This window comes from Klebsiella sp. JN_Kp122, assembly GCF_040062085.1.
In the GTDB taxonomy this organism is placed as follows: Bacteria; Pseudomonadota; Gammaproteobacteria; order Enterobacterales; family Enterobacteriaceae; genus Klebsiella; species Klebsiella aerogenes.
The window spans coordinates 1-26919 of sequence record NZ_JBEAHW010000043.1 but is presented as its reverse complement, the minus strand read 5'-3'; the positions used below and the strand labels follow the sequence as shown (position 1 = coordinate 26919).

Genomic DNA, 26919 nt, shown 5'->3' with positions numbered 1-26919 from the left:
CTTCTCCGCCGATGAACCCCGCAAAATAGGTTATGTCTTTATAAGCTATGTCTTTTAAAGGAAATGGAACCATACTCTTCAGGCATCCCATTGGCGTGATTCAATAATACGGACAGATTCTGGCCTATGCTAACCCGCTACTTTTCACCCCGACGTAAAATCTGGCTTACCAGTATTTGTATCGGCGTTGCCGTCGCACTACTGGCCGGCAGCATCCAGTTTATGGTTATCTACCACAACCGCTCTGAGCGTTTCGATCAGATAATCAATAACGTCAGCCACTACCTTAATAGCTATTTCGCTGATTTAAGCAAAACCATTGATGGCCTGCAGCCGCTGCTCGATCAGCCCTGCGAACATATTGACTCCGGCCTCGCCGCCAGCGCCGCCTTTAGTCCCAACGTGCGCGCCTTCCTGCTGGTGAAAAACGGCAAAGCGTTCTGCTCATCCGCCACCGGCGCAATGGACACACCGTTTAAACAATTGATACCGCAGCTTGATACCAATAAACCTCTGGATATGGCCATCCTCCAGGGCACGCCGATGATGCCGAACACCGCCGCGCTGGCAATGTGGGTACAACGTCCTGGCGATCGAGACAGCGGCATTTTTGTATCCATCAATGCCAATCTGACGCCTTATATCCTCTATACCGCACGACAGAATGATTTCAGCGGCATTGCGCTGGCCATCGGCCATACGGCAATTTCGACCTTCAGCAGTAAAATTATCGACCCGCTATCATTGCCCAATGAGCCGATACGTCAGATTCAGGTTCCGGGGCTACCGCTAAAAGTGTATCTCTTTTCCAACAGTTGGCTTGGCGAGAATACCCAGTTCGCCCTGTTGCTCGGCGTGGTATGCGGCATGCTTGCCGGCTTACTCAGCTACTACATCCTGACGATCAAATCCGATCCGCGGAAATCGATCCAACTGGGGATCAAAAACAACCAGTTCTACGTGGTCTACCAGCCGGTGGTAAAGGCCGATACCCTGCAGATTAGCGGCGTTGAAGTGCTGATGCGCTGGCGGCATCCGGTGGTAGGTGAAATCCCGCCAGACGTCTTTATTAATCTGGCGGAGACGCAGCAGATGATCGTGCCGCTTACCCATCACCTGTTAATGTTGATTGCCCGCGACGCGCCGACTCTGCAGCGTATTTTGCCGCGCGGTACCAAGCTCGGTCTGAATATCTCGCCTGCCCACCTGCATGCCGCCGGATTTCAGCAAGATATGCAACGTTTTGCCGCCGCGTTACCCGCAAACTACTTCGACGTCGTGCTGGAGATAACCGAACGTTCGATGATCGATAAAAACCAGTCGATGGCCATTTTTGAGTGGCTCCATCAGCAGGGCTTCGAAATTGCTATCGATGATTTTGGTACCGGCCATAGCGCGCTGATTTATCTGGAGCGCTATAACTTTGATTATCTGAAGATCGATCGTGGTTTTGTGCAGGCGATCGGTACCGAAACCGTCACCTCTCCCGTGCTGGATGCGGTGTTAACGCTAAGCCGCCGTCTGCAGCTGAAAACCGTGGCTGAAGGTGTAGAAACGCCTGAACAGGCGGAATGGCTGCGCGCTCACGGCGTGAAGTATCTGCAAGGTTACTGCTTCAGCCGCCCGCTGCCGCTGGATAAACTGGTCGCCGCCCATGATGAACCGGCAAATTATTTCACAAGCCGCTGAGGGTCGCTTATGATGCGAAACCACCGGGGTTAATGGTCAGAGGATGATATTCCAACTATGTTTGCGCGCATCGGCCTGCTGCTGCTGGCTTTATTTAGCCTGAGTAGCCAGGCGCAAACCATTAAAGAGAGCGAAGCGTTCGCTATTATCGGCGAGCCAAAGTATGCCGTTGACTTTCATCACTTCGATTACGTCAATCCGGACGCGCCTAAAGGCGGCAGTATAACGCTTGCCGCCATTGGCACCTTTGACAATTTCAACCGCTACGCCCTGCGCGGTAACCCCGGCGTACGCACCGATGCGCTGTATGACACCCTGTTTACCACCTCGGACGATGAACCGGGCAGCTACTACCCGCTGATAGCCGATCGCGCGCGCTTTGCCGATGATTTCTCGTGGATGGAAATTACCATCAACCCGCGTGCCCGCTTTCATGACGGTAGCCCGATTACCGCCAGCGACGTTGCTTTCACCTTCCACAAATTTATGACCGAAGGGGTACCGCAGTTCCGTCTTATCTATAAAGGGACGACCGTCAAAGCCATAGCCCCGCTGACGGTGCGCATCGAACTGGCCAAGCCGGGCAAAGAAAATATGCTCAGCCTGCTGTCGCTGCCGGTAATGCCTGAGTCATTCTGGCGCCATCATAAACTGAGTGACCCGCTTTCAACGCCGCCGCTCGCCAGTGGCCCCTATCGTATCAGCCGCTGGCGGATGGGGCAGTATATTGTCTATTCGCGAGTCGAGAACTACTGGGCCGCCGACCTGCCGGTAAACCGCGGGCGCTGGAACTTCGACACGATTCGCTACGACTACTATCTTGACGATAACGTCGCTTTCGAAGCCTTCAAGGCCGGAGCGGTAGATATGCGCGAGGAGAGTTCAACAAAAAACTGGGCCACGCGCTATATCGGGCGCAACTTTAGCAACGGTTATATTGTGAAAGACGATCGAACGAATACCTCGGCAAAGGATACCCGCTGGCTGGCTTTTAATATTCAGCGCCCGGTCTTTGCCGACCGTCAGGTACGTGAGGCCATCACCCTTGCATTTGATTTCGAATGGATGAATAAGGCGCTGTTTTACGGCGCCTACAGTCGGCCAAACAGCTACTTTCAGAACACAGAATATGCCGCTCGTGATTACCCGAAGGCCGATGAGCTCGCCCTGCTGGCGCCGATGAAAAAAGAATTGCCGCCTGAGGTCTTTACCCGGATTTATCAGCCGCCAGTTTCCAGCGGCGATGGTTTTGACCGCGCCAATTTACTCAAAGGAGATGCCCTATTGAACCAGGCGGGATGGGTGCTAAAAAACCGTCAGCGCGTTAATGCCAAAACCGGCAAACCGCTGCGCTTTGAGCTGCTGCTCGCCTCCGGCGGCAACGTCAGTTGGGTTCTACCGTTCCAGCATAATTTACAGCGTTTAGGCGTGACGATGGATATCCGTCAGGTGGATAACTCCCAGGCCAACAGCCGACTGCGGAGCCGCGATTACGACATGATGCCCTCACTGTGGCGCGCCACCGCCTGGCCAGATACGGGCTTACAGGTTTCGTGGGCCTCGGACTATATTAACTCCAGCTATAACGCGCCGGGAGTGCAGAACCCGGCGGTCGACGCGTTGATTGCGCAGATCGTGCGCTGGCAGGGCAACAAACAGAAGCTTCTGCCGCTGGGCCGCGCGCTCGACCGGGTGCTGACATGGAACTATTACATGCTGCCGATGTGGTATATGGCGCAGGACCGGACGGCCTACTGGAATAAATTTTCCTTCCCGCAAACACGCCCGACCTACTCCTCCGGTTTTGATGGCTGGTGGTACGATGTTAACAAAGCCGCCAGGCTTCCCGCGGACCGACGTTAAGGATTAAAGATGGGCGCCTACCTGCTCCGCCGACTATTACTGGTGATCCCGACGCTCTGGGCCATCATCACCATCAATTTTTTTATCGTGCAGATTGCGCCAGGCGGTCCGGTCGATCAGGCGATCGCCGCCGTGGAGTTCGGCGACCGCGGCGGGTTGCCCGGCGCAGGAGATAGCGGTATGGGCGCCAGCCATGCGCGTACCGGCGTTGGCAATATCAGTGAAGGCCATTATCGCGGCGGGCGCGGGCTCGATCCGGAAGTGATTGCCGAAATCACCCACCGCTACGGCTTCGATAAACCGATCCACGAACGCTACTTTAAGATGCTTGGCGACTATCTGCGTTTTGATTTTGGCGATAGCCTGTTTCGCAGCGCTTCGGTGCTGCAGTTGATTAAAGACAGCCTGCCGGTATCTATTACCCTCGGCCTGTGGAGCACGCTGATTATCTACCTGGTGTCGATACCGCTGGGGATCCGTAAAGCCGTCAGTAACGGCAGCCATTTCGACGTCTGGAGCAGCACATTTATCATCATCGGTTACGCCATCCCGGCGTTTCTGTTCGCGATATTACTGATCGTGATCTTCGCCGGCGGCAGCTATTTCGATCTTTTTCCGCTGCGCGGCCTGGTCTCCGCTAATTTTGATAGCCTGCCGTGGTACCAGAAGATCGTCGACTATCTCTGGCATATCACCTTACCGGTGCTGGCGACGGTGATCGGCGGTTTCGCCGCCCTGACGATGCTGACTAAAAACAGTTTCCTTGATGAGATCCGCAAGCAATATGTGGTAACGGCCCGCGCCAAAGGCGTCGGTGAAAAACAGATCTTGTGGAAACATGTTTTCCGCAACGCCATGCTGCTGGTGATTGCCGGTTTTCCCGCCACCTTTATCAGCATGTTCTTTACCGGTTCGCTGCTGATTGAGGTGATGTTCTCGCTCAATGGTCTTGGGCTGCTCGGCTACGAAGCCACCGTGTCGCGCGATTACCCGGTGATGTTCGGCACTCTGTATATCTTCACGTTAATCGGCCTGTTATTAAACATTGTCAGCGACATCAGCTATACGCTGGTCGATCCGCGTATCGATTTCGAGGGCCGCTAATGTCATTTCTCTCCCCCGTTAATCAGGCCCGCTGGGCGCGTTTTCGCCACAACCGCCGCGGCTACTGGTCGCTGTGGATCTTCCTTGCGCTATTTATTTGCAGCCTGTGCGCCGAGCTTATCGCCAACGATAAACCACTGCTGGTGCAGTATCGCGGTAGTCTCTACGTACCGGTGCTGAAAACCTATAGCGAAACAACCTTTGGCGGTGATTTTGCCACCGCCGCCGACTATCAGGATCCCTGGCTGCAAAAACGGCTGACGGAAAACGGCTGGGTGCTGTGGGCGCCGGTACGTTTCGGCGCCACCAGCATCAATTTCGCCACCGACAGCCCCTTCCCTTCGCCGCCGTCCCGGCACAACTGGCTGGGTACCGACGCTAACGGCGGCGATGTATTCGCGCGGATCCTCTATGGCGCACGGATCTCATTATTATTCGGCCTACTGCTGACGTTCTTCTCCAGCGTGCTTGGCGTGCTTGCCGGGGCGCTGCAGGGCTACTACGGCGGTAAGCTCGACCTGTGGGGGCAGCGTTTTATTGAAGTATGGTCCGGCATGCCGACGCTATTTTTAATTATTCTGCTCTCAAGCGTGGTGCAACCTGATTTCTGGTGGCTGCTGGCGATTACCGTTTTATTTGGCTGGATGACGCTGGTCGGGGTGGTTCGCGCCGAGTTCCTGCGCACCCGTAACTACGATTATATTCGCGCCGCACAGGCGCTGGGGGTCAGCGATCGCCATATAATCCTGCGCCATATGCTGCCGAATGCGATGGTCGCTACCCTCACCTTCCTGCCGTTTATTTTGTGCAGTTCGATAACCACCCTGACCTCGCTCGACTTTCTCGGCTTTGGCCTGCCGATAGGCTCGCCATCGCTGGGCGAACTGCTACTGCAGGGGAAAAATAACCTGCAGGCGCCGTGGCTGGGGATGGCGGCATTTTTGTCGGTGGCGGTGCTGCTGACGCTGCTAATTTTCATTGGCGAAGCGGTCCGCGACGCCTTCGATCCGGGTAAGGCGGTATAACATGGGCCAGCCGTTATTAGACATTGACGACCTCTCTATCGCCTTCCGCCAGCAAGGGGCAAGCCAAACGGTCGTCAGCAACCTGACGCTGCGGATTGCCGCAGGTGAAACGCTGGCGTTGGTCGGCGAATCAGGCTCCGGCAAGAGCGTCTCCGCGCTGTCGGTACTGCGCCTCCTGCCCTCTCCGCCGGTCAGCTACCCCAGCGGCGATATTCGCTTTCACGGTCAATCATTGCTGCACGCCGATGAACGAACCCTGCGCGGGATCCGCGGCAACCGCATCGCGATGATTTTCCAGGAGCCGATGGTGTCGCTCAATCCGCTGCATAATCTGGAGAAACAACTGTACGAGGTGCTTTCGCTGCACCGCGGCATGCGCAAAGAGGCGGCGCGCGGCGAAATCCTCGACTGTCTGGATCGGGTTGGCATCCGCAACGCCTCACGACGGCTTGCCGACTATCCGCACCAGCTTTCCGGCGGCGAACGCCAACGGGTGATGATCGCCATGGCGCTGCTGACGCGCCCGGAGCTGCTCATTGCCGATGAACCGACCACCGCGCTGGACGTCTCGGTACAGGCGCAGATTCTGCAACTGCTGCGCGAACTGAAGCGTGAGCTCAACATGGGGATGTTGTTCATCACCCACAATCTGAGCATCGTCCGCCAGCTTGCCGACCGGGTGGCGGTGATGCAAAACGGCCGCTGCGTCGAACAAAACGGCTGCCGGGAGCTGTTTCAGGCGCCAACGCACCCGTATACCCGCCGCCTGCTGGATAGCGAACCGGCCGGCAAACCGGTGCCGCTCCCCGCCGACGCGCCCATCCTACTGCAGGCCCGCGATCTTAATGTCGCCTTCCCAATCCGCAAAGGGATCCTGCGCCGGGTGGTCGATCACAATCGAGTGGTCAACCATCTGACTTTTACCCTGCGGGCCGGAGAAACGCTGGGGCTGGTGGGAGAATCCGGCTCTGGCAAAAGCACTACCGGGCTGGCGCTGCTGCGGCTGATTAACTCCAGCGGAGAAATGCAGTTTGCCGGCGAGTCGATTCAGGGGCGAAATCGCCGCCAGATGCTGCCGCTTCGCCGACGCATTCAGGTCGTTTTTCAGGATCCGAATTCATCGCTCAACCCGCGCCTGAGCGTCCTGCAGATTATCGAGGAAGGATTACGCGTACATCAGCCAACGCTGACGCCCGCGGAACGTGAACAGGCGGTGATTCAGGTGATGCAGGAAGTGGGGCTCGACCCCGCGACGCGACAGCGCTATCCGGCGGAATTCTCCGGCGGCCAGCGCCAGCGTATCGCCATTGCCCGGGCGCTGATCGTCAAACCGCAGCTGATTGTGTTAGATGAACCGACTTCATCACTGGATAAAACCGTGCAGGCGCAGATCCTGGCGCTGCTGAAGACGCTACAGCAAAAGCATCAGCTGGCCTATCTGTTTATCAGCCACGATTTACGTGTTGTACGGACGCTCTGTCATCAGGTGATAGTGCTGCGGCAGGGAGAAGTCGTCGAGCAGGGTGAATGCGAGCGCGTATTTACGGCACCGCTTCAGGAGTACACCCGCCAGCTGCTGGCGTTAAGCTGACGGTCAGAAGGGGTTGTTGCCAGAGAAAGGCTCGGCAATGGCCACGCCGAAATTTTTCAGTCGGCAGGTAGCGGCAAACTCATCCTGCATATTAACGAACAGGCACGGCTCGCCTTCACACTCGAGAATGGAACAATCCACTTCGATGTCGCTCAGCGCCTGGCTCAGTGTGCGCATCACCGGCCACGCTTTCTCGCCGTCCGGGCTGAGCAGTTTTAATGCCACAAGGCTATTTTCGCCATCAGCGCCGTTTTGCGGAATCGGTTCAACTCTTGAACCCGCAAAACCGGCCAGCCAGCGATAGCTCTGCGGCAGTCGGTGTACGATAGAGAGTTGCTGTGTATTCACTTGGTTTCCCCGGAAGCAAAAGGCTTCACAATAAATTTACATCAATATTAACACATTGTTGACAAATAGTCCTGCAACAGCTTAGAAAACGCTTACACCCGCATGGGGTCAGGGCTAACAGCTTATTATCCAGAACTTTATAGTTGCCTTGCGGAAACAGTTCGCGGCTATATGTACCCGTTTCTGTGATCCAAAACAACTTTTTTATCGCAACATTGCGACTTTTTACACTAATTGATTTTACATAAAAGAAACATATAGCTAAACAGGGAAGCCGATTTCGGTTGACATGTATCAAAAAAGGGGCGGAAATCGCCCCTGAAAATGTGACTTAATGTGCGACTTTTCGTCGCCGGCTGGCGTACAGATAGAAGAGAATGGAGCTAACGGCGCAAAATGCGATAGAAATCAGCATCGGCCAGGCGGTGGTAAAGGTGGCCATCGACAGCAATGCGCCGATAATCGCGCCAATCCCAAAGCGAAATGTTCCGGCCAGCGACGATGCGGTTCCCGCCATATGCGGAAACTCGTCGAGGATCACCGCCATGGCGTTAGAGGAGACCATCGATACGCAGCCGACGAACGCCGCCACGCCCACCACCAGCGACCAGAAACCAACATCAAGCAGCGCGCACACCACCATCCACACCGCCATCGCCAGCTGGATCCACAGCCCGGCTCTGAACATGTTCAATGCGCCGACCCGGCGGACAAAGCGGCTGTTAATGATGGTCATGATGAACAGGAACACGATATTCAGCGCAAAATAGTAGCCAAAGTGCTGCGGCGACACGTGATTAATGTTGATGTAGACGAATGGACCCGCGCTGAGAAATGAAAACATGCCGGCAAAACTGAAGCCGCTGGCCAACATATAGCTAAGTACCCGCTTGTGGCGGAACAGGGTGGCGAAGTTGCCAAGCGTGGTGCGAATATGAAATTTCTGCCGCCGTTCTACCGGCAGCGTCTCGCTAATAAAGAAAGCGATCATCGCCGATGCCAGCAGCGCCGCCAGCGCCAGGATCCAGAAAATCGCGTGCCAGCTGAACCATACCAGCACCGCGCCGCCGACCATCGGCGCCACCAGCGGCGCAATGGTGGTGACCAGCATGACAAACGACATCATGCGCGAGAACTCCTCTTTCGGGTAGATATCGCGCATCAGGGCGTTGATCACCACGCTGGCCGCCGCGGCCGCCAGGCCGTGGAAGAAACGCATAGTAATCAGCATCTCGATGGTCTGCGACAACGCGCAGGCCACCGCCGCCGCGGCGAATATCAGCGTCCCGCCGAGGATCACCGGTTTACGGCCAATGCTGTCGGCCATCGGCCCGTACAGCAACTGCCCCAGCGCAAAGCCCAGAATATAGGTACTGAGCGTCATTTGCGCGCTGCCGTCCGGCACGTTGAACTGCGACGAGATGACCGGCAGCGCCGGCAGATACATATCAATCGACAGCGGCATTAACATGGCCAACAGGCCAAGAATAAACACAATCCCAAATGAAGAATTCTGCTTTGTCGTCACGTTTTACTCCGTGCTTGTGGGGCGCCAACGCTGGCGATTTCATCTTCCGTCAGCGGGCGGTATTCGCCGGGCTCCAGCGACGCATCGAGGGTAATGTCGCCGATACGCTCGCGATGTAATCCCACGACGTGGTTACCCACCGCCGCGAACATGCGTTTTACCTGGTGGTAGCGGCCTTCGCTGATGGTCAGGCGCACTTCTGTCGGAGTGATAACTTCGAGGACTGCAGGTTTGGTGAGATCTTTTTCATTATGCAGCTGCACGCCTTTGGCAAACTGCTCTGCGACGCCCTCTTCCAGCGGATTTTCCAGCTCCACCAGATAGGTTTTTTCGCAGTGATGACGCGGCGAAGTGATGCGGTGCGACCACTGACCGTCATCGGTCATCAGTACCAGACCGGTGGTGTCGATATCCAGACGCCCGGCGGCGTGCAGCTTATGGGCAACCGGCTCATCGAGAAAATAAAGCACCGTTGGATGATCGGGATCGTCTGTTGAACAGACATAACCCTGCGGCTTGTTGAGCATAAAGTAACGGGGGCCGTGCTGCTGGGTCAGCGTATTGCCGTCATATTCCACCTCGTGCTCTGGCTGGAGCTTAAAGGAGGCATCTTTCACAATGTCGCCGTCCACGGTAACGCGGCTGCCGCGGATTTCACGCCCGGCAATAGCACGGCTGACGCCAAGCTGCTGAGCGATAAACTTATCAAGTCGCATGAGATTTTTTAGCCTGTAATAATGCTGGAGCGGGCATCTCGCCCGAAAAAGAAGAATTCCATTGGTTAGTATAACGGGCTCTTAACACCACTCAAGGGAAAAGATTCATGGCATACTATTTGCGAGTTAATTAACCCCCGAGAATTGATGACTTTTACACTACGTCCCTACCAAAAAGAGGCCGTTGACGCCACGCTCGCCTGGTTCCGCCGTCACCATGAGCCCGCCGCCATCGTACTGCCGACCGGCGCCGGCAAAAGCCTGGTGATCGCCGAACTGGCGCGGCTGGCGCGCGGACGCGTACTGGTTCTGGCCCACGTTAAAGAACTGGTGGCGCAGAATCACAGTAAATACTGTGCGCTTGGGCTGGAAGCGGATATTTTCGCCGCCGGTCTGCAGCGTAAGGAGAGCCAGGGCAAGGTGGTCTTCGGCAGCGTGCAGTCGGTGGCGCGTAATCTTGAGCAGTTTCAAAGCGAATTCTCCTTACTGATCGTCGATGAGTGCCACCGTATCAGCGACGATGACGACAGCCAGTATCAGCAAATCATCAGCCACCTGCGGCAGGTGAATCCGCATCTCAGACTGCTTGGCCTGACCGCCACCCCTTTCCGCCTGGGCAAGGGTTGGATCTATCAGTTCCACTATCACGGTATGGTACGCGGCGACGAGAAAGCGCTGTTCCGCGACTGCATCTATGAACTGCCGCTGCGTTATATGATTAAGCACGGCTACCTGACGCCGCCTGAGCGCCTCGATATGCCGGTGGTACAGTACGATTTCAGCCGCCTGCAGGCGCAGAGCAATGGCCTGTTTAGCGAAGCTGACCTTAACCACGAGCTGAAAAAACAGCAGCGCATCACGCCGCATATCGTCAGCCAAATCGTTGAGTTTGCCGAAAACCGTAAAGGCGTGATGATCTTCGCCGCGACCGTCGAACACGCGCGGGAAATTACCGGCCTGCTGCCGCCCGCGCAGGCGGCGCTGATTACCGGCGAAACGCCGGGGCCGGAGCGCGATCGCATCATCGAAGCCTTTAAGGCGCAGCAGTATCGCTATCTGGTGAACGTCGCGGTACTGACCACCGGCTTTGACGCGCCGCACGTCGATCTTATCGCGATTCTTCGGCCAACCGAGTCGGTAAGCCTTTACCAACAAATTGTAGGCCGCGGCCTGCGTCTGGCGCCGGGCAAAACCGACTGTCTGATCCTCGACTATGCCGGCAACCCTCACGACCTGTATGCGCCGGAAGTCGGCACGCCAAAAGGCAAAAGCGATAATGTCCCGGTGCAGGTCTTCTGCCCGGCCTGCGGTTTCGCCAATACTTTTTGGGGGAAAACCACCGCCGACGGCACGCTGATTGAGCATTTTGGCCGCCGCTGCCAGGGCTGGTTCGAAGACGACGACGGCCACCGCGAACAGTGCGACTTCCGCTTTCGTTTTAAAAACTGCCCGCAGTGCAACGCCGAGAATGACATTGCCGCCCGCCGCTGTCGCGAGTGCGATACGGTGCTGGTCGACCCGGACGACATGCTGAAGGCGGCGCTGAAGCTTAAAGACGCGCTGGTATTGCGCTGCAGCGGCATGGCGCTGCAGCATGGCGGCGACGAAAAAGGCCCGTGGCTAAAAATCACCTATTACGATGAGGACGGCGCCGATGTGAGTGAGCGCTTCCGTTTGCAAACGCCCGCGCAGCGTACCGCCTTTGAGCAGTTGTTTATCCGCCCGCATACCCGTACGCCGGGCGTGCCGCTGCGCTGGATAACCCCGGCGGATATCATTGCCCAGCAGGCGCTACTGCGCCATCCGGACTTTGTCGTCGCCCGTATGAAGGGGCAATACTGGCAGGTGCGGGAAAAAGTGTTCGATTATCAGGGCCGTTTCCGTCGCGCCAATGAGCTACGTTAATCCGTCAAAAACTGAGGTTTTGATTGCCGCTGTGCCGATAGGCGGCTATAATGCCGCCCGCTTTTGCATTCGCAAAGCAGATAATCTGCCTGCTGCTGGGTCGCCTGTTGCAGGCTTTATATATAGAGAGACATCAATGTTTACTATCAACGCAGAAGTACGTAAAGAGCAGGGTAAGGGTGCGAGCCGCCGCCTGCGCGCAGCTAACAAGTTCCCGGCAATCATCTACGGTGGCGAAGCTGCTCCGGTTGCTATCGAACTGGACCACGACAAACTGTGGAACATGCAGGACAAAGCTGAGTTCTACGGCGAAGTTCTGACCCTGGTTGTCGATGGCAAAGAAGAAAAAGTTAAAGTTCAGGCTGTTCAGCGTCACGCGTTCAAGCCGAAACTGACCCACATCGACTTCGTTCGCGCTTAATCGCCGATAGCAAGTTGTATGGCAAACGCCCTGGTGTCTTCTGACCCGGGGCGTTTTGTTATCTGCGCCGCCATAACCCTGGCGCGTCGTCAACAATCTCTCCCAACGCGCGGTGTTTATTCATTCCCGGCAACCACAGCATCACCATGGTAACGTTAAGCCCCTGATTACCGACCTCGGTGGCAATTTCAGCAACCCCCTGCCACTCGTCGGGCCGTAAATGATCGGGTAAAAAACCCCAGCCCTGCCCCTGCTCCATTGCGTGGCGCAACATAGTGATTTCATTCATATACAGCGTATGGCCGGATATCTGCAGCCGGCGGGCGATTTGATCGTCGCTGCGCCGGTGCATGACTAACTGCGGGGTGAGCGATAAATTCAGCAACGTCAGCGGCCTTGCGGTATCAGCGAACAACCGCTGCGCGGCGTAAAAGCGTAAATCAACGGTACCCAGCGCCCGCCACTCCATTTCGCTACCCAGCGTACGATTGTTCGCCTGGCAAATGGCCATATCCGCGACGCCATCGCTCAACGCCTGCTCGGCTTCGCGACGCGAAGCGCTCCAGCAGCTTAAACGGATCTGCCGCCGGGCAAGCGTATCGGCCAGCAAACAGAGAAATTCACGCGGCACGAAGGGATCGTACACCAGGCGTAATTCCTGCCAGGCCGTTTGCGGCAGCGTTTGCGCAAAAGACTCGAAAGCCTGCGCCTGACGCAACAACAGGTGCGCCTGGCGAAAAAGCTGCTCGCCCTCGGCGGTTAAGGTCAGGCTACGCCCTGCACGGCTGAATAGCCGGTAGCCCAACGCATCTTCCAGGTAATCCAGCAGATCGCGAAGCGTCGTACGGTCTTTCCCTAAACGGATCGCCGCCCGCGACAGACTACCGGTCTCAGCAATCGTCGCGAAGGCTTCAATCTGTGCAAATGAATACTGCAGGGTTTTCATCCTTCCCTCCCTTTCGGGGGAAAATCCCCCATGTAGTGATTTTAGCCGCCGCGCGCCGATTTATATACTGCGATGCGAATCTATGGCAAACGAGGAAATGAAAATGATAAGAAAACCACTGGCCCTGGCGTTAATTTTGGCGGCGCTGCCGGCGGCGGCAATGGCGCAAAACTGCGGCGGCCTGACGCTGGATGTCTGCCCCACGCCTTACGATCAAACGCTACCCGCGGCCAAAGACATGCTCACCTGGGATCAGACTTCACGCGTGATTGGCTTTCGTAATGACTATCGCAACTATGCTGGCGATGTATTCCGCCACGGCGCCTCGGTCCCGCTGGAGCGCGCTGAAAAGCAACTGACCGATGCCCGCTATACGCTCAACGGCCACACCTGGAATTTGCAGGATTACCTGAAGCGCGAAAACGTCAGCGGTATGCTGGTGCTGAAAGACGGTAAAGTCGCCTGGAAATATCTCGCCGAAGGTAATACCGACACCACGTTGTGGACCTCGCGCTCGGTGGGCAAATCGGTCGTCTCGACGCTGGTCGGCATCGCTATTCAACAGGGTAAAATCCACTCCCTCGACGACCTGATTACCGTTTATGAACCCGAACTGAAAGGCACCGCCTGGGACGGCGTAACGCTCAAACAGCTCATTCAACATACCAGCGGCGTAGAATGGAATGAAGATTACACCAACCCACAGTCGCACTTCGCCCGCCTGACCCAGTGTGAAGCTCAGCCCGGCGCCTATGATTGCGTGCGTAAAATTGTGTCGACGCTGTCGCGCAAATATCCGGCAGGCGAGCAGTGGTCCTACTCTTCCGGCGGCGCCTGGCTGCTGGGCGATGTGCTGGAACGCGCGACCGGTATGTCGCTGGCCGCCTGGCTTGAGCAATCACTGTGGCAACCTGCGGGTATGGCCCACGATGGCGTCTGGCACGCCTACAAAAAAGGACAACATGATGTCGGCGCTCACGGCTTTAACGCCACCCTCGAAGACTGGGGACGCTTTGGCGAGTTTGTCGCCCGCGATGGCCGCCTGAGCAACGGTAAACAGCTGGTGCCCGCTGGCTGGTTCGATCAAGCCGCAAGCTGGACAAAAGCGCTGAACTCGGTTTCAGCCGCGCATCCGGAAGGTATCTATGGCTATCAATGGTGGAATAACGCCATTCCGGCCAATGCGCAAAACGTACAGCCGACGCCGCAGGAAGGGCTGAAAGGCTCGCTGTGGGCGCTGGGGATCTACGGCCAGGTGATTATGGTCAACCGTGCGGAACATCTGGTGATCGTGCAGTGGTCAACCTGGCCACAAGCGGAACCGTCCTTTAACGCACAGCCGCTGGAAGCGGCGCTGATGTACAGCGCCATTGCCCGCGAATTGCGCTAATCTCCCCTGCTCCTTGCCGCTTAACCGGCAAGGAGCGTATCGGCATTTAACGCCAGGTGCTGCAGAAGCATAATGGTTTTCGCATCCACGATTTCACCCTCGCGAATGGCCTGTAACGCCCGCGCCAGCGGCCACTCCAGCACTTCAATATCCTCTCCTTCCGCCGCCAGCCCGCCGCCATCGCCACGGCGATCGTCCGCGGAGTATTCGGCAATAAAGAAGTACAGCTTCTCGGTAACCGACCCCGGGCTCATAAACGCGGTGAATACCGGCTCAATGCGGGTAACGCGAAATCCGGTCTCCTCTTCCGCTTCGGCGATAATGCGCTCTTCCGGCGAGGCGTTATCCAGTAATCCCGCGGCGGCTTCGATCAGAAAGCCGTCGTGACCGTTGATCCACACCGGAAAACGAAACTGCCGGATGAGCACCACGCTCTGCTTGTGGCGGTTATAGAGCAGAATAACCGCGCCGTTGCCGCGGTCGTAGGCTTCCCGGCTCTGCTCCTGCCAGCGCCCATCCCGGCGCAACAGCTCAAAGGTATATTTTTTCAGCGTGTACCAGTTATCGGACAAGAGCGTTTCGCGAACGTGGCGAACGCGCGGTGCGTCTTCATGCATGATTTTTCCCCTTCCAAGGTGACAGCGGGCAACATATCATGCATAATCGTGCGCAAACAAGATCAATCGTGAAGTAAACAAAATGCTCGCCAGCCAGAGAAAACAGCACATCCTGCAGATCCTTGCCGCAGAAAAACAGGTGATGTCGGGGGAGTTGAGTCAGCGCTTTCAGGTCTCAGAAGACTCCATTCGTCGCGATCTGCGCGAACTGGCGGCGGAAGGTAAACTGCAACGGGTCCACGGCGGCGCGCTGCCGGTATCCGCCGCTATCGCGCCAATCGAAAGCAGAAAAAACGTGCAGATGGCTTCCAAACAGGCGATAGCTTGCCGGGCAGCGGCGCTTATCCAGCCAGGGCAGGTGGTCATCGTCGACGGCGGTACCACCACCACGGCGATGATCGCCGCGCTACCTGCCGACCTTGCTTGTACCGTGGTGACGCACAGTCCGGGGATCGCCGTGGCGCTGGTCGAGCATCCGCGGATCGAAGTGATCCTGCTCGGCGGTACATTGTTTAAACATTCCGTAGTTACGGTCGGCACCGGGACGCTGGCGGCGATGGCGCGGATTCATGCCGATCTGTTCTTTATGGGGGTTACCGGCGTGCACCCGCAGGCGGGCTTTACCACCGGTGATTATGAAGAGGCGGGCATTAAGCGCGCGCTGGCGGCCAGAGCCGCAGAAACCGTGGTGATGGCCTCTGCCGAAAAAATTAATTCCGCCTCCGCGTTTGCCATCGGCGAGCTTAATCTTGCCAGCACAGTGGTTATCGATAGCGAACTGGATGACAGGTTACGTCAGAAGCTTAAGCAAAGCGGCGTCGGGATTATTCAGGTAACAGGTTAACCCGGCGGCATCATGTTCCGCCGGGATAATCAGCAGGGATTAATTACCGCCTGAGGTACGGCGCTGCAGCTGATCGCGCAGGTTCGGCGGCGTACCTTTAATGGTCAACGTATCCGTTGCCGGATCCCAGAATACGCGCTCGCCGAGCAGCATCGCATCAAAGTTAATGGTCAAGCCGCCGCCGCTACCGGCAAATTTGGTCAGCTGGCGCAGCGTACTGCGATCCGCCGGGAAGCTCTCTTCGAGCTCATAACCCTGCTCGGCGGTAAACTCCTGGAAACTCTTTTCGCTGACGCCGGAGAGCTCTTTCGACAACGACTCCAGCTCGATCTCTTCGCCCGCCTGCAGCTGTTCGTTACAGTAGGCGTACACCTGCTGGCGCACGTTCTGGCGCTCGGATTTATCCAGCTGCGCGTCAGCGGCGAAATCATCCACCGCCTGCAACAGACCGCGGTTCTGCGCTTTGGCATTGAGCCCTTCGCTGGCGCCGAGGAAGTCCATGAAGAAATCGGCGACTTTACGCCCCACCCGCCCTTTCAGGAAGGTCAGATAACGGGTCGATTCGGGATTGGTTTCCCACTCGGTCAGATCGATGCGCGCCACGATGTCGGCATGGTTGATGTCCAGGTAATGGGTGGAACTGATATCCAGCTCTTCGTTAACGCGCATGCTGCTCAGATTATTGAGCACCGCCACCAGCAGATACTCGACCGCCAGGTAACGATACTGACAGAACAGCACAATGCCGCCTTCGGCAAACGGATACTTCGCCAGCTCATCGCGCAGGCGGCCGGTGGCCGCACGGCTGAAAGGAAGAAATTCTTCTTCACCCTGACGCTGTAAACGCAACGCTTGCGCCAGCTCGCTCTCTTCATTAAAGAGGCCGTAGGCTTTGCTTTTTGCGCTGTAGACACGATGCAGTTCGGCCATCATCTCCACGACAGTGGCATTTGGTTCCAGCAGCGACTCGCGTAGCACCAGTTCCAGATTCTGTTCATCACGTTTGATCAACTGATGCAGGGCAATCTGGTCGATATCCAGACTCATGTTAAACTCTCCTTTTAGACCGGGCGGTATTCAACCACCACCGGGACGACGACGCAACCGGCAGACGCCTCTTTTATGCTTGAGACTCGCGTGGCCGGGCGCTTTTGCGCCGTGGCGAAAAAATGCGGAAAAAAAGCTGCTGCTACGGTAATATGTTGCCCTTTCACGAACAAACAGATTTTGAGTTTATGCCACAAATATCCCGCTATAGCGATGAACAGGTCGAGCAGCTGCTCAGCGAGCTAACGAACGTCCTGGAAACACACAAAGCGCCGGTTGACCTGTCACTGATGGTGCTGGGCAATATGGTGACCAATCTGCTCAACAGTAGCGTCGCGCCGGCGCAGCGTCAGGCAATCGCCCGTTCTTTCGCCCAGGCGCTGCAATCGTCCATTAACGACGATCCCGCGCACTAAGGATAACGAACAACAGTATATGGTGACTCTTCGTCAGCCCTACCGAGAAAAAGTCTCCCAGATGGTCAGCTGGGGACACTGGTTCGCCCTGTTCAACATGTTGTTGGCAATGGCGCTCGGCAGCCGCTATCTTTTTGTCGCCGACTGGCCAACGACGCTTGCCGGACGAGTATTCTCGTATGTCAGCCTCGTTGGTCATTTCAGTTTTCTGGTTTTCACCAGCTATGTACTGATTCTCTTTCCGCTGACCTTTATTGTCGGCTCGCAGCGGCTTATGCGCTTCCTGTCGGTTATCTTCGCCACCGCGGGGATGACGCTGCTGCTAATCGATAGCGAAGTTTTCACTCGCTTCCACCTGCACTTAAATCCCGTCGTCTGGGAACTGGTGATTAACCCCGATCAGAACGAGATGGCTCGCGACTGGCAGCTGATGTTTATCAGCGTACCGATCATCTTCCTGATTGAGATGCTCTTCGCCACCTGGAGCTGGCAAAAGCTGCGCAGCCTGACGCGCCGCCGCCACTACGCGCGCCCCGTCGCCTGGTTTTTCTTTATTTCGTTTATCAGCAGCCACCTGATTTATATCTGGGCGGATGCCAATTTTTATCGCCCGATCACCATGCAGCGGGCCAACTTGCCGCTCTCTTATCCGATGACCGCCCGCCGCTTCCTTGAGAAGCATGGCCTGCTCGATGCGCAAGACTATCAGCGCCGTCTGGTTGAGCAAGGCGCGCCGGAAGCGGTTTCGGTGCAATATCCGCTGAGCGATCTGCGCTATCGCGACCTCGGTACGGGTTACAACGTACTGCTCATTACCGTGGATAACCTTAACTATTCACGTTTCGAGAAGAACATGCCGCAGCTGGCTGCTTTTGCGAAAGAGAGCGTCAACTTTAGCCAGCATATGAGCTCCGGTAATAGCACCGACAGCGGGATGTTCGGCCTGTTCTACGGCATATCGCCGGGTTATATGGATGGCGTGCTCTCGGCGCGTATTCCGGCGGCGCTGATTACCGCCCTCAACCAACAGGGTTACCAGTTGGGCCTGTTCTCATCAGACGGTTTCAGCAGCCCGCTTTATCGCCAGGCGCTGCTGTCAGACTTCTCGCTGCCGGCGGCTAAAACGCAGAGCGATGAACAAACGGCCGACCAATGGATCGGCTGGCTGGATCGCTACGCCCTGGACGAGAACCGCTGGTTCTCGTGGGTATCGCTGAACGGCACTAATATTGATAACAGCCAGCAGCAGAATTTTGCGCGCACCTATGGCCGCGCCGCAGGCAACGTCGATACACAAATTGGCCGCGTGCTGGACGCGCTGCGTAAAGCGGGCAAACTGGATAATACGGTGGTGATAATTACCGCCGGGCACGGTATGCCGCTGGATAACAAGCAGGGTAAATTCGACTGGTCGCGTGGCAATCTGCAGGTACCGTTGGTTATCCACTGGCCGGGAACCCCAGCGCAGGAGATCTCAACGCTCACGGATAACAAAGACGTGATGACGACGCTGATGCAGCGCCTGCTGCACGTGTCGACGCCAGCGAATGAATATTCGCAGGGCGAAGACCTGTTTAGCCCGGCACGCCGCCGCAGCTGGGTCACTGCGGCCAATAGCGATACTCTGGCGATAACCACGCCAACGATGACCGTGGTGCTCGACCACAACGGCACCTACCACACGTGGAACAGCGATGGTGAGAAGATTAAAGACCAAAAACCGCAGCTCAGCCTGCTGCTGCAGGTGCTGACTGATGAAAAACGCTTTATCGCTAACTGATTGATTAATTTTAAATCAATCAGTTGTCGGTCGCTTGCATTCGATGGGGGAACGGGTAATATTATCCTCCACGCGTCGGCACGTAGCGCAGCCTGGTAGCGCACCGTCATGGGGTGTCGGGGGTCGGAGGTTCAAATCCTCTCGTGCCGACCAAATTATCCCCAACGTTTTGTCTACTGAAGTCCAGACAAGACTATAAAAAACAGAATTAACAGTGGGTTGCGTAGACCTGCTGTTTTTCTGTTGTCTAGTAAAGTCCACGCTGATACAGTGAAATCCAACATTTTTAGGCATATCTTTAGGCATACAATCCATCGTGTCGTCTGAGCCATATGCCTAACCAGTGATTGGAGAATAATATGGCGCGTCAGACAAAGCCCCTTAACAACACCGAAGTCAAAAATGCCAAAGCGACTGAACGTGCCACTATCCTGTACGACGGGGATGGCTTAGAGCTACTGGTTAAGCCCGGAGGCTCAAAACTCTGGCGATTCCGCTATTACAAACCTTTCACTCGCAAACGCGCCATGATTAGCTTTGGTGCTTACCCTGCTGTATCTCTCTCTGAGGCTCGTCAACTTCGTGAAGATGCCCGTCTTCTATTGAGCAAAGATATTGATCCGCAGGAGCATAAAAAAACCGAACAGTTGCGGCAAAAAAGTGCCACTGAGAGCACCTTTGAAAAAGTTGCAGGAGACTGGTTTAAAACCAAAGAATCAGCGGGGCTGGCAACTCATACATTAAACGATATCTGGCGTTCAATGAGTAAATATGTTTTCCCACATATTGGCTCTATGCCCATTGCTAACATCACGGCTCAGCAGTTCATCGGAGCATTAGAGCCAACACACGCTGCCGGAAGACTCGAAACGGTTAAACGTCTGAGCCAGCGTATCAATGAAGTTATGGATTATGCGCTCAATTCCGGTCTGGTATCTGTAAACCCCGCCGCACGAATCGGACGAACATTCCATAAACCAAAAGTAAAGCACCGCCCTGCCTTACCTCCAAAGCAACTCCCTCTTTTAATGAAAACTCTGGCATTTGCCAGTATTGGACGTCAAACCCGATGTCTTATCGAATGGCAATTGCTTACGATGATTCGTCCAGCAGAAGCATCAACGACTCGCTGGGATGAGATCGACTTTGATGCAAAAGAATGGCGTATCCCTGCTGGCCGTATGAAGATGAAGCGTGAACACATCGTTCCGCTTTCTGAACAGGCTCTGGCAATTCTGGAAGTGATGAAGCCCATCAGTAAGCACAGAGATTATGTTTTCCCTGGCTACCGTAATCCACTTGAACCGATGAATAGTCAGACAGCGAACATGGCGCTTAAACGAATGGGCTTCAAAGATCTTCTTGTCGCTCATGGGATGAGAGCGATTGCCTCAACAGTGCTTAACGAGAAAGGTTTTCCTCCTGATGTGATCGAAGCTGCGTTAGCACATATCGATACTAACGAAGTCAGGAGAGCTTACAATCGCGCTCAATACCTTGAACAACGTAGAGAGATGATGAACTGGTGGGGAGAACATGTGGAAGCGGCTTCTTTTGGGGCAACGAGTATTACTTCTGTGGCTGGATAAATTAATGGAAAATACTGTGCTGAATTATAGCAATACGTATCTTTGGAGATAATGTGAAGAAATCAGATATTAGTATAATTTTCGATAAAAATATTCCCGATGAATTTTTCAAAGATTTTGAAAACGATGTAGAAGTACAAGGTTTAAATCTTGTTATTGAGTCCAGAGAACCAACAGGTCCAATGGCCTGTGCTGAATGGTTCATCCTTCCAGTTGTTTTTGCATTCATCGGTAAAAGCTACTTTGATGGCTTCCTGAAAGAAATGGGGAAAGATCACTACCAATCCATGAAGGAAAGTCTATCAAACTTAACAACAAAAGTAATGAAGACCCCCAGAATTGAGCCAACACTATTTAGCACCAAGGGGAAAATTAGTAGCCGCAATCCATTTTCTCTTGCATTCTCAATTCTGGCAGAAGCAGAAGATGGTTATACATTCAAACTACTAATACCTAAAGCAACAAATGAAGCTGATTATGGTTTAATCGCTAAGAAATTTATGGAGTTTCTTTCTGACTATCATTTAGGGATTGCGACCCTGGAATCCATAGGCTATATATCTGAAGGATGCAGACTTACCTCTGGATTAATCTTCGTGCATTACAATTCTGACAATAACTCTATTGAATGGTTAAATCAAAAAGACTATCGTTAAAAACCATCCCATTAAATTAAAATGCAATCGCACCGAATATCTTGCAGAGAGGAAAAAACTAATACAGTGGTAAAGTAATTATGTCCAGACTCAAAAATGCAAGTATCTTGCTACCTAATCGCAAGAATATTTAAAGTTGAAATGATTTTGGAGGAAAATATGGATGCTTTATTAAAAATCGTTGAAAGGTTTAACTCCAGACCATTATTTTAATCTTTTTTGGATTATCACTATGCGAGTTTTTCCAAGAAAAACCCGCATTAGTTAATCCGTCAGCAGATAATATTGCAATACTGCTTGCTGCTATGATGGTAGTAGTTTTCATAACCTGGGGGTTTGAATGGCTAATCTTCAAGTTTAATGTAAATCTTGAACCTCATGATCAAGCCGACATTGGACCAACAATCGGAACGGCTGCATTAGCTATATATTTAGTTTATGCTTTCCATTTTCTTAGTGATAATCCTGAAAAATTAAGTTTAAAATTATTAACAATCCCTAATTTTATATACAGCACAACTTTATTACTATTTTCTCTTGAAAGCATGAAACTTAGGAGGCTAAAGCAAAGATGAAAATCAACATTCCTAAACTTTCCTTTTCCGTGTATAATACTCTGATTTATAAAGATTATTCATTTATTCCCAAAATCAAAAATTTAGAGTAAAATAAATTTTTTGGGAAATCATGAGGATTCGATTAGAAATGAATATTTTAACTGAAGAACTAAAGAAAAGGGGGATTTCATTTTTCGGAAAGTATTCGGTTAATATAGACATTGATAAAATCAGGATCAAAGATGAAACTATATATGGGAGATCATTCAAGATTTTAGATTTACCACTAAAAAACAAAGAGCGATCTTACAAGTTAGTATTAAATAAAGAAACCAATATTATTCTTGGGCAAAAATCCATTTTTAAGAAAAAATTACTCAATGCGATGCTATGGCGTGTGTTTTTTATCCCATATCTATTACTCTGTATATTATATTGTGTCTCTTTCTCTTACCCAATTACGGGCATTGCCATTATGCTCTTATTACCTGTAGCTTTCGGATTCATTATTTATTCAATGTGCTACACTGAATTAAATAACTATTTAGATAAAATGGCTGACACTGTATCTTTTTTTAGCGGCACAATTACTGCTTGCATCGCAATAATAAAATTTTCATTATCGGAAGATAATCAGTTATTTTCATTAAAAAGTAATTTTTTAAATATTCCCATATTAGTTTTCCTGATCGTCTTTGCTTTTTTTTGCAAGCATAAAATTTTTTATTTCCATGAACCAAATGTTAAAGGCAAGAAAGGTATATTTATCTCAAGCATCAAACCATCAAGATAGAAAAAACAGACCAAGAGTAATTCGAGCACTCAATTTTTTATTAACGAAAAAACTATGTAATTTCATTAATACTAAAATCAAATTATTTTGAGAAATACAATATCCTCAAATTTCTGATAAAGAGGAATGAAAAAATACATTAGAAAAAAAGGAAACAATGCTATCAGAGCAGAGACAACAAATGGGATAATCACATTCATATAGCGTATATTTTCATCATAGTTAACTACCCCCAATATGATCCCCCCTATATATGCGATAGTTATTAATAGTCTAAAAAACTCTTTCTTAATAAAGACAAGTATATATATCATGATTTCCCCACAAAAATAAAAATTAGCTATTACATGTAAATACTTCTATTTTATTTTTCTGTCAAGATTCCGTATATAAGGGACAGAAAAATCTATAACAGATCACAGTATCATAGAAAATTAAGGGGTATAATAAACTGGTGAATAGAGTATCTAAGGTGCTTCTTTTGGGAAAAAAACACCTATAGCAGGTTAATCCTAACTTACCGAAATAAAAGAGGGTATTATAAGTGTTATCATATAAGCAACAAGTAAAGGAAGAAAGTCGAAATAAAATATGGTCAAGAGCCATAAAAAAACTGACAAAAGAAAGGAAGAACCAATATATAATAAAAAAAGAATATATCAAAAACCTTTGGAATTACTCTTTTAATGAAATTCTCAAAAACACTATCTACGACAAAAAAACCATAACCTCTTGGGTTGATTTTTCAGATACGCTAAATATCAAAAAGAACCCAAACCAATTAAAAATTGCTTATTTTTGCGGCCCTGAACCAGAAAATGACTTAGATATACTGATCAAGTTAGGTGTAAAAGTTGAGAATGTTTGGGCCATTGAAGCTGATAAAAAAACTTACCAAAAAGCAATTGAAAGCGTAAGGATAAAATATCCAACCTTAAAAATTTTCAATGGTGATATATCAGACTTAGTTAAGGCAATATCTTTCAAATTTGACATAATATATCTTGATTTTACAGCTCCACTTATTAGTAGTAAATCCAAGCCATTATTAAAAATAAACTCAATATTTGAGCATCATGCTTTAGAAGACCTAGGGATTTTAATTATAAATGGTGCTCTTCCTGAAAATAATTCTGATAATGTTGATTTTTTAGCATCTTACTTCCGCAGCCAAACATTTCTTGAGTCTCCAATTATTACCGGCGATGATACTGATGTATATTATACCGAAGGTAGCGATGCTCAAGGGTTGTTTACGGATGAAGAGATTGCAGAGATAACTAAGTCGGGAGAATGCGATTGGATTGATGAAAATGACTCATTCAATAAAAAAATAAAGGAAAACTTTGCGTCAACATATAGTGCATTTTGCACACATTACCCTGCAATGGTAGCAAGCTACGCACAACCAATACATAACGTATCAACTATACCCTCTTTAAAAAGAATGTTTTTCAAAACGGATATAAAAACCATAAAAAACTGTCTTGAAAGAATAGCCACTCCATCTGATAAATTATTCAAAAATATTGACTATGATAAATTACTATCCGATGATGAGTATGCTAAAAAAGTTGATTTAACTGGTTCTGAGTTATATGAACAACATCAGGAATTCCCTATATGGAGTTTTATTTCTAGACTTTCTCGTTCTAAAAATTCATTAAGTAGTTACTGGAATCAACAGTTTAATAAAAAAAATGATGGCTGCCTATCTTTAGAAAGCATCCAACTATATGATTTACTAAAGACAGCACACTATTCATACAAGAGTATTCTTTCAGATACGCTGTCTAATTCAATAGAAGAAATCATGGAAAAAATCCCTGACAGACATGGCGGCATTTTTTGTGATGTACCAATGCCTCACTTGTGGATGGAATTAGCTTTAAACCACTTAGGCGGTACATATCATATAAACACAAAACAACATTGGCGTGCAAAGTATAAGGCAAAAGAGCATGAAATGTATTTAGATATGTTTGTTTTTGATAAATGTAGAGCATTATATGATTGGTTACCCATGCTCGACTTGTATGGCACTTATATATCAGCCATAGAAAGACAAATAATAGTTAGATCTTGTATGGATGCCATTAAAAAACAGTGTCACTATTCCTTTTTCGACTTATATTTCGGTTCACATTTAATAGGGATACATACAAAAGAGTGGTCAGGTTGCCCAAACCTAAAGATTCGCCACAACCTGAACAATCCAAATGAAAAGTAATATACAAAGCATTCATGGCAAATAATATTTAAATAATTCACTGTAAAAAAGTAAGCAAGGGCTAACTCTGCGAAGCGTAGCTTCTCAAGTTGCCTTGCTTTTTCTTCCTTTCAGTTGAAAAAGATAAAAGCCTTTACTGATACCCAAATAACATTATAAAATATATAGTAATCTTATACGAAGCTCCTCTTAAAATGGATGTAAAAATGAATATGTTCGAATCTTTCATTAGTTATATTAAAGATAGCAAAAATATAAAGCCGATAATAATTAGCTTATTAACAATACTACCCTTAACTGCTTTATGTACTTATGTAATCATAGATAATATTATAATTAAAGAAAAAGTCTCTCGGATAAACGAATTGACCTACGACAAAAATTATCTTACTAATCAATTGGCAACACTCCAAGCACGATTAGAAAAACAAGTTAATAATGAGGAGTCAAGACTTGAGAAGCGATCCACTGCTATCAAAGCGTTATATGATGGAGTCATCGCTGAAAATAACATTAAATTCAGAGAGTTAAATAATAAGCGCGATGAATTAGCACTCCAGTTAGCCAAGTGTAATAGTAGTGAGGAATTAGAATTATATAAGATCAATAAAGAAAGCGTCATACAACTCAAGCAAGAGTTGATCTCTGTGCAAAAGAATATAAATAATCTTTACTTGGTTCACTCACAATTAAGTTCAGAGTATGGCTATTCGCTTAAAGAATGTGAGAAACGTGGGGAAAGTTTTCACAGTAATATATGTGAACACTCATCAAGTTCAAAAGCGAAGCTTGACTCATTAGTTGAACAAATTAAGTCCCAAGAACAAAGAAGACAATTTATACATAACGAAATATTGTTACTTCAGGGAGAGAAAAAGCAATAACATAGGCTTTTTAAAAGGTTCATAGTTGACTTTTACTCAAAATGATTTACCTAATATGAGTAAGTATAATATGAAAAGGAGTTCATATGAGCACAAATAATACTTTTAATAAAATCAATGAAAGCAGGCATTACCGTAATGGAAGCGTTAGCGAAACGAAGCTCTCGCACGATCAGCTTCGTTCACATTGCGTCAGTGTCAGACTTAATAATGAAGAGCTTACTCTTCTGAATGCGAAACGTGGTCGTCATCGTAAAGGCGAATGGCTTCGTATGGCGTTTCTGCATAACCTCCCCTCAGTTATTCCATCGATCAATCTCGAAACATGGAAAACCCTTGGTGAGATTTCACATAAGTTAAACAGGCTTGTCACTCATCTGGATAGCAAGAGCAATGATAGTTCTCTCTCACAAACTGAACTCTTTGCAGTGAAGCGTCAGATCTCAGAGCTTCGTTTGAACCTGATCACAGCCGACCTATGGAGATCACCTTCTGATGAAGGGAATGCAAAAAATCAGCAGGGGTAAAAACTTCTCTGGTGTCGTTCTCTACGCATTAAAGCCAGGCTCTCACCATAAATGCACACCTTATGTCATTGGTGGGAATATGGATGGAAGTGATGGTGGAGATCTGATAGCTGAATTTGATGCAACAAAAACGCTTCGCCCGGATGTTGCTAAACCCGTCTGGCACAATTCGCTTCGCTTGCCGAAAAACGAAGCGCTGACAGATGCTCAGTGGTCAGGGATTGCTGATGATTACATGTCCCGAATGGGCTTCTCTGAAACGCACCTCAGATGCTATGTCCTTCATGATGATGCGGCCGGCCAGCACATCCACATTATTGCCAGTCGTATAGATCTATCCAATAGAAGCCTTTACTTGGGCAAAAATGAAAACCTCATCAGCACCCGTATCATCCAACTGATCCTACCCATGAATAGTGGACACGGGACTAAGTGAGTAAACTCTCAATCGGA

The 26919-nt window shown here is 50.8% G+C and carries 23 protein-coding genes, 1 tRNA gene and 1 pseudogene; 19 read left to right on the top strand and 6 right to left on the bottom strand.

What is annotated here, in order from left to right; genetic code table 11:
• Positions 1-126: 126 nt before the first annotated feature.
• From ABLU78_RS18040 to yejF, 5 genes are read left to right on the top strand one after another with little or no spacing between them, the layout of a single operon-like run.
• Positions 127-1689: a cyclic di-GMP phosphodiesterase gene (locus ABLU78_RS18040; protein WP_015365683.1), complete on the top strand. Its 1563-nt coding sequence runs from the start codon at positions 127-129 to the stop codon at positions 1687-1689.
• A gap of 57 nt (positions 1690-1746) precedes the next feature.
• Complete coding sequence (locus ABLU78_RS18035) at positions 1747-3552, top strand: extracellular solute-binding protein (RefSeq protein WP_059444509.1); 1806 nt, start codon at positions 1747-1749, stop codon at positions 3550-3552.
• Between the two features lie 9 nt (positions 3553-3561).
• Entirely contained in the window at positions 3562-4656 is a 1095-nt protein-coding gene (locus ABLU78_RS18030; protein WP_045364302.1) for a microcin C ABC transporter permease YejB, read from the top strand.
• Complete coding sequence (locus ABLU78_RS18025; RefSeq protein ID WP_045364306.1) at positions 4656-5681, top strand: microcin C ABC transporter permease; 1026 nt, start codon at positions 4656-4658, stop codon at positions 5679-5681. The genes ABLU78_RS18030 and ABLU78_RS18025 overlap by 1 nt, the downstream gene beginning before the upstream one ends.
• Before the next feature lies 1 nt (position 5682).
• On the top strand, positions 5683-7272 hold the full coding sequence (gene yejF / locus ABLU78_RS18020; RefSeq protein WP_045364309.1) for a microcin C ABC transporter ATP-binding protein YejF: 1590 nt from the start codon (positions 5683-5685) through the stop codon (positions 7270-7272).
• Positions 7273-7275: 3 nt separating this feature from the next.
• Here yejF and ABLU78_RS18015 read toward each other — a convergent pair whose 3' ends face one another.
• From ABLU78_RS18015 to rsuA, 3 genes are all read right to left on the bottom strand, one after another.
• The gene (locus ABLU78_RS18015) at positions 7276-7620 is read right to left on the bottom strand and encodes a YejG family protein (protein ID WP_020078273.1); all 345 of its coding nucleotides are present in this window, start codon (positions 7618-7620) and stop codon (positions 7276-7278) included.
• 331 nt (positions 7621-7951) lie between these two features.
• Positions 7952-9148, bottom strand: coding sequence for a Bcr/CflA family multidrug efflux MFS transporter (locus ABLU78_RS18010; protein WP_015365677.1), 1197 nt, complete (start codon positions 9146-9148; stop codon positions 7952-7954).
• A complete protein-coding gene (gene rsuA / locus ABLU78_RS18005; protein WP_015365676.1) occupies positions 9145-9864 on the bottom strand; it encodes a 16S rRNA pseudouridine(516) synthase RsuA in 720 nt (239 codons plus the stop codon). The genes ABLU78_RS18010 and rsuA overlap by 4 nt, the downstream gene beginning before the upstream one ends.
• 147 nt (positions 9865-10011) lie before the next feature.
• On the opposite strand from rsuA, the gene ABLU78_RS18000 reads away from it, so the two are divergent.
• Together ABLU78_RS18000 and rplY are read left to right on the top strand one after the other, a co-directional pair.
• Positions 10012-11769: a DEAD/DEAH box helicase gene (locus ABLU78_RS18000; protein ID WP_032712059.1), complete on the top strand. Its 1758-nt coding sequence runs from the start codon at positions 10012-10014 to the stop codon at positions 11767-11769.
• Between the two features lie 136 nt (positions 11770-11905).
• Positions 11906-12190 carry a 50S ribosomal protein L25 gene (gene rplY / locus ABLU78_RS17995; protein WP_015365674.1) on the top strand — a complete coding sequence of 95 codons (285 nt, stop codon included), beginning with the start codon at positions 11906-11908 and terminating at the stop codon, positions 12188-12190.
• A 58-nt stretch (positions 12191-12248) separates the two neighbouring features.
• On the opposite strand, the gene ABLU78_RS17990 is transcribed toward rplY, so the two are convergent.
• Complete coding sequence (locus ABLU78_RS17990) at positions 12249-13136, bottom strand: LysR family transcriptional regulator (RefSeq protein ID WP_032712060.1); 888 nt, start codon at positions 13134-13136, stop codon at positions 12249-12251.
• A gap of 103 nt (positions 13137-13239) precedes the next feature.
• Here ABLU78_RS17990 and ABLU78_RS17985 point away from each other — a divergent pair, with 103 nt between their 5' ends.
• Positions 13240-14526: a serine hydrolase gene (locus ABLU78_RS17985; protein WP_020078269.1), complete on the top strand. Its 1287-nt coding sequence runs from the start codon at positions 13240-13242 to the stop codon at positions 14524-14526.
• Between the two features lie 20 nt (positions 14527-14546).
• Here the strand turns inward: ABLU78_RS17985 and ABLU78_RS17980 are convergent, their stop codons facing one another.
• Positions 14547-15143 (bottom strand): NUDIX domain-containing protein, encoded by a 597-nt coding sequence (locus ABLU78_RS17980; RefSeq protein ID WP_015365671.1) that lies wholly within the window; start codon positions 15141-15143, stop codon positions 14547-14549.
• An 82-nt stretch (positions 15144-15225) separates the two neighbouring features.
• Here ABLU78_RS17980 and ABLU78_RS17975 point away from each other — a divergent pair, with 82 nt between their 5' ends.
• Positions 15226-15987, top strand: a complete 762-nt coding sequence (locus ABLU78_RS17975; protein ID WP_048229095.1) for a DeoR/GlpR family DNA-binding transcription regulator — start codon at positions 15226-15228, stop codon at positions 15985-15987.
• A 39-nt stretch (positions 15988-16026) separates the two neighbouring features.
• On the opposite strand, the gene yejK is transcribed toward ABLU78_RS17975, so the two are convergent.
• Positions 16027-17034, bottom strand: coding sequence for a nucleoid-associated protein YejK (yejK, locus tag ABLU78_RS17970; RefSeq protein ID WP_015365669.1), 1008 nt, complete (start codon positions 17032-17034; stop codon positions 16027-16029).
• Between the two features lie 188 nt (positions 17035-17222).
• Between yejK and ABLU78_RS17965 the strand changes: the two genes are divergently transcribed.
• The 10 genes and pseudogenes from ABLU78_RS17965 to ABLU78_RS17920 all read left to right on the top strand — a co-directional run.
• Complete coding sequence (locus tag ABLU78_RS17965; protein WP_015365667.1) at positions 17223-17450, top strand: YejL family protein; 228 nt, start codon at positions 17223-17225, stop codon at positions 17448-17450.
• Positions 17451-17469: 19 nt separating this feature from the next.
• Positions 17470-19230, top strand: coding sequence for an LPS biosynthesis-modulating metalloenzyme YejM (gene yejM / locus ABLU78_RS17960; RefSeq protein WP_048229096.1), 1761 nt, complete (start codon positions 17470-17472; stop codon positions 19228-19230).
• A gap of 76 nt (positions 19231-19306) precedes the next feature.
• Positions 19307-19383: transfer RNA gene (locus ABLU78_RS17955), tRNA-Pro, on the top strand.
• A 206-nt stretch (positions 19384-19589) separates the two neighbouring features.
• Positions 19590-20819 (top strand): integrase domain-containing protein, encoded by a 1230-nt coding sequence (locus tag ABLU78_RS17950; protein ID WP_048229097.1) that lies wholly within the window; start codon positions 19590-19592, stop codon positions 20817-20819.
• 53 nt (positions 20820-20872) lie between these two features.
• Positions 20873-21475 carry a hypothetical protein gene (locus ABLU78_RS17945; protein ID WP_048229100.1) on the top strand — a complete coding sequence of 201 codons (603 nt, stop codon included), beginning with the start codon at positions 20873-20875 and terminating at the stop codon, positions 21473-21475.
• Between the two features lie 705 nt (positions 21476-22180).
• Positions 22181-22825, top strand: coding sequence for a hypothetical protein (locus ABLU78_RS17940; RefSeq protein ID WP_048229101.1), 645 nt, complete (start codon positions 22181-22183; stop codon positions 22823-22825).
• A gap of 544 nt (positions 22826-23369) precedes the next feature.
• Positions 23370-25055, top strand: coding sequence for a hypothetical protein (locus tag ABLU78_RS17935; RefSeq protein ID WP_048229106.1), 1686 nt, complete (start codon positions 23370-23372; stop codon positions 25053-25055).
• A 206-nt stretch (positions 25056-25261) separates the two neighbouring features.
• On the top strand, positions 25262-25939 hold the full coding sequence (locus tag ABLU78_RS17930; RefSeq protein WP_048229108.1) for a hypothetical protein: 678 nt from the start codon (positions 25262-25264) through the stop codon (positions 25937-25939).
• An 86-nt stretch (positions 25940-26025) separates the two neighbouring features.
• Entirely contained in the window at positions 26026-26466 is a 441-nt protein-coding gene (locus ABLU78_RS17925) for a hypothetical protein (protein WP_072060201.1), read from the top strand.
• A pseudogene (locus ABLU78_RS17920) lies at positions 26435-26863 on the top strand (relaxase/mobilization nuclease domain-containing protein); the annotation flags it as partial. The gene ABLU78_RS17925 and the pseudogene ABLU78_RS17920, both read left to right, overlap by 32 nt.
• Positions 26864-26919 lie beyond the last annotated feature (56 nt).

Bases quoted from the DNA above. Each gene is read 5' to 3' on its own strand.
- ABLU78_RS18040 (WP_015365683.1), top strand. From the start codon at position 127: ATGCTAACCCGCTACTTTTCACCCCGACGTAAAATCTGGCTTACCAGT.
- ABLU78_RS18035 (WP_059444509.1), top strand. From the start codon at position 1,747: ATGTTTGCGCGCATCGGCCTGCTGCTGCTGGCTTTATTTAGCCTGAGT.
- ABLU78_RS18030 (WP_045364302.1), top strand. From the start codon at position 3,562: ATGGGCGCCTACCTGCTCCGCCGACTATTACTGGTGATCCCGACGCTC.
- ABLU78_RS18025 (WP_045364306.1), top strand. From the start codon at position 4,656: ATGTCATTTCTCTCCCCCGTTAATCAGGCCCGCTGGGCGCGTTTTCGC.
- yejF (WP_045364309.1), top strand. From the start codon at position 5,683: ATGGGCCAGCCGTTATTAGACATTGACGACCTCTCTATCGCCTTCCGC.
- rsuA (WP_015365676.1), bottom strand. From the start codon at position 9,864: ATGCGACTTGATAAGTTTATCGCTCAGCAGCTTGGCGTCAGCCGTGCT.
- ABLU78_RS18000 (WP_032712059.1), top strand. From the start codon at position 10,012: ATGACTTTTACACTACGTCCCTACCAAAAAGAGGCCGTTGACGCCACG.
- rplY (WP_015365674.1), top strand. From the start codon at position 11,906: ATGTTTACTATCAACGCAGAAGTACGTAAAGAGCAGGGTAAGGGTGCG.
- ABLU78_RS17990 (WP_032712060.1), bottom strand. From the start codon at position 13,136: ATGAAAACCCTGCAGTATTCATTTGCACAGATTGAAGCCTTCGCGACG.
- ABLU78_RS17985 (WP_020078269.1), top strand. From the start codon at position 13,240: ATGATAAGAAAACCACTGGCCCTGGCGTTAATTTTGGCGGCGCTGCCG.
- ABLU78_RS17980 (WP_015365671.1), bottom strand. From the start codon at position 15,143: ATGCATGAAGACGCACCGCGCGTTCGCCACGTTCGCGAAACGCTCTTG.
- ABLU78_RS17975 (WP_048229095.1), top strand. From the start codon at position 15,226: ATGCTCGCCAGCCAGAGAAAACAGCACATCCTGCAGATCCTTGCCGCA.
- yejK (WP_015365669.1), bottom strand. From the start codon at position 17,034: ATGAGTCTGGATATCGACCAGATTGCCCTGCATCAGTTGATCAAACGT.
- ABLU78_RS17965 (WP_015365667.1), top strand. From the start codon at position 17,223: ATGCCACAAATATCCCGCTATAGCGATGAACAGGTCGAGCAGCTGCTC.
- yejM (WP_048229096.1), top strand. From the start codon at position 17,470: ATGGTGACTCTTCGTCAGCCCTACCGAGAAAAAGTCTCCCAGATGGTC.
- ABLU78_RS17950 (WP_048229097.1), top strand. From the start codon at position 19,590: ATGGCGCGTCAGACAAAGCCCCTTAACAACACCGAAGTCAAAAATGCC.
- ABLU78_RS17940 (WP_048229101.1), top strand. From the start codon at position 22,181: ATGAATATTTTAACTGAAGAACTAAAGAAAAGGGGGATTTCATTTTTC.
- ABLU78_RS17930 (WP_048229108.1), top strand. From the start codon at position 25,262: ATGAATATGTTCGAATCTTTCATTAGTTATATTAAAGATAGCAAAAAT.
- ABLU78_RS17925 (WP_072060201.1), top strand. From the start codon at position 26,026: ATGAGCACAAATAATACTTTTAATAAAATCAATGAAAGCAGGCATTAC.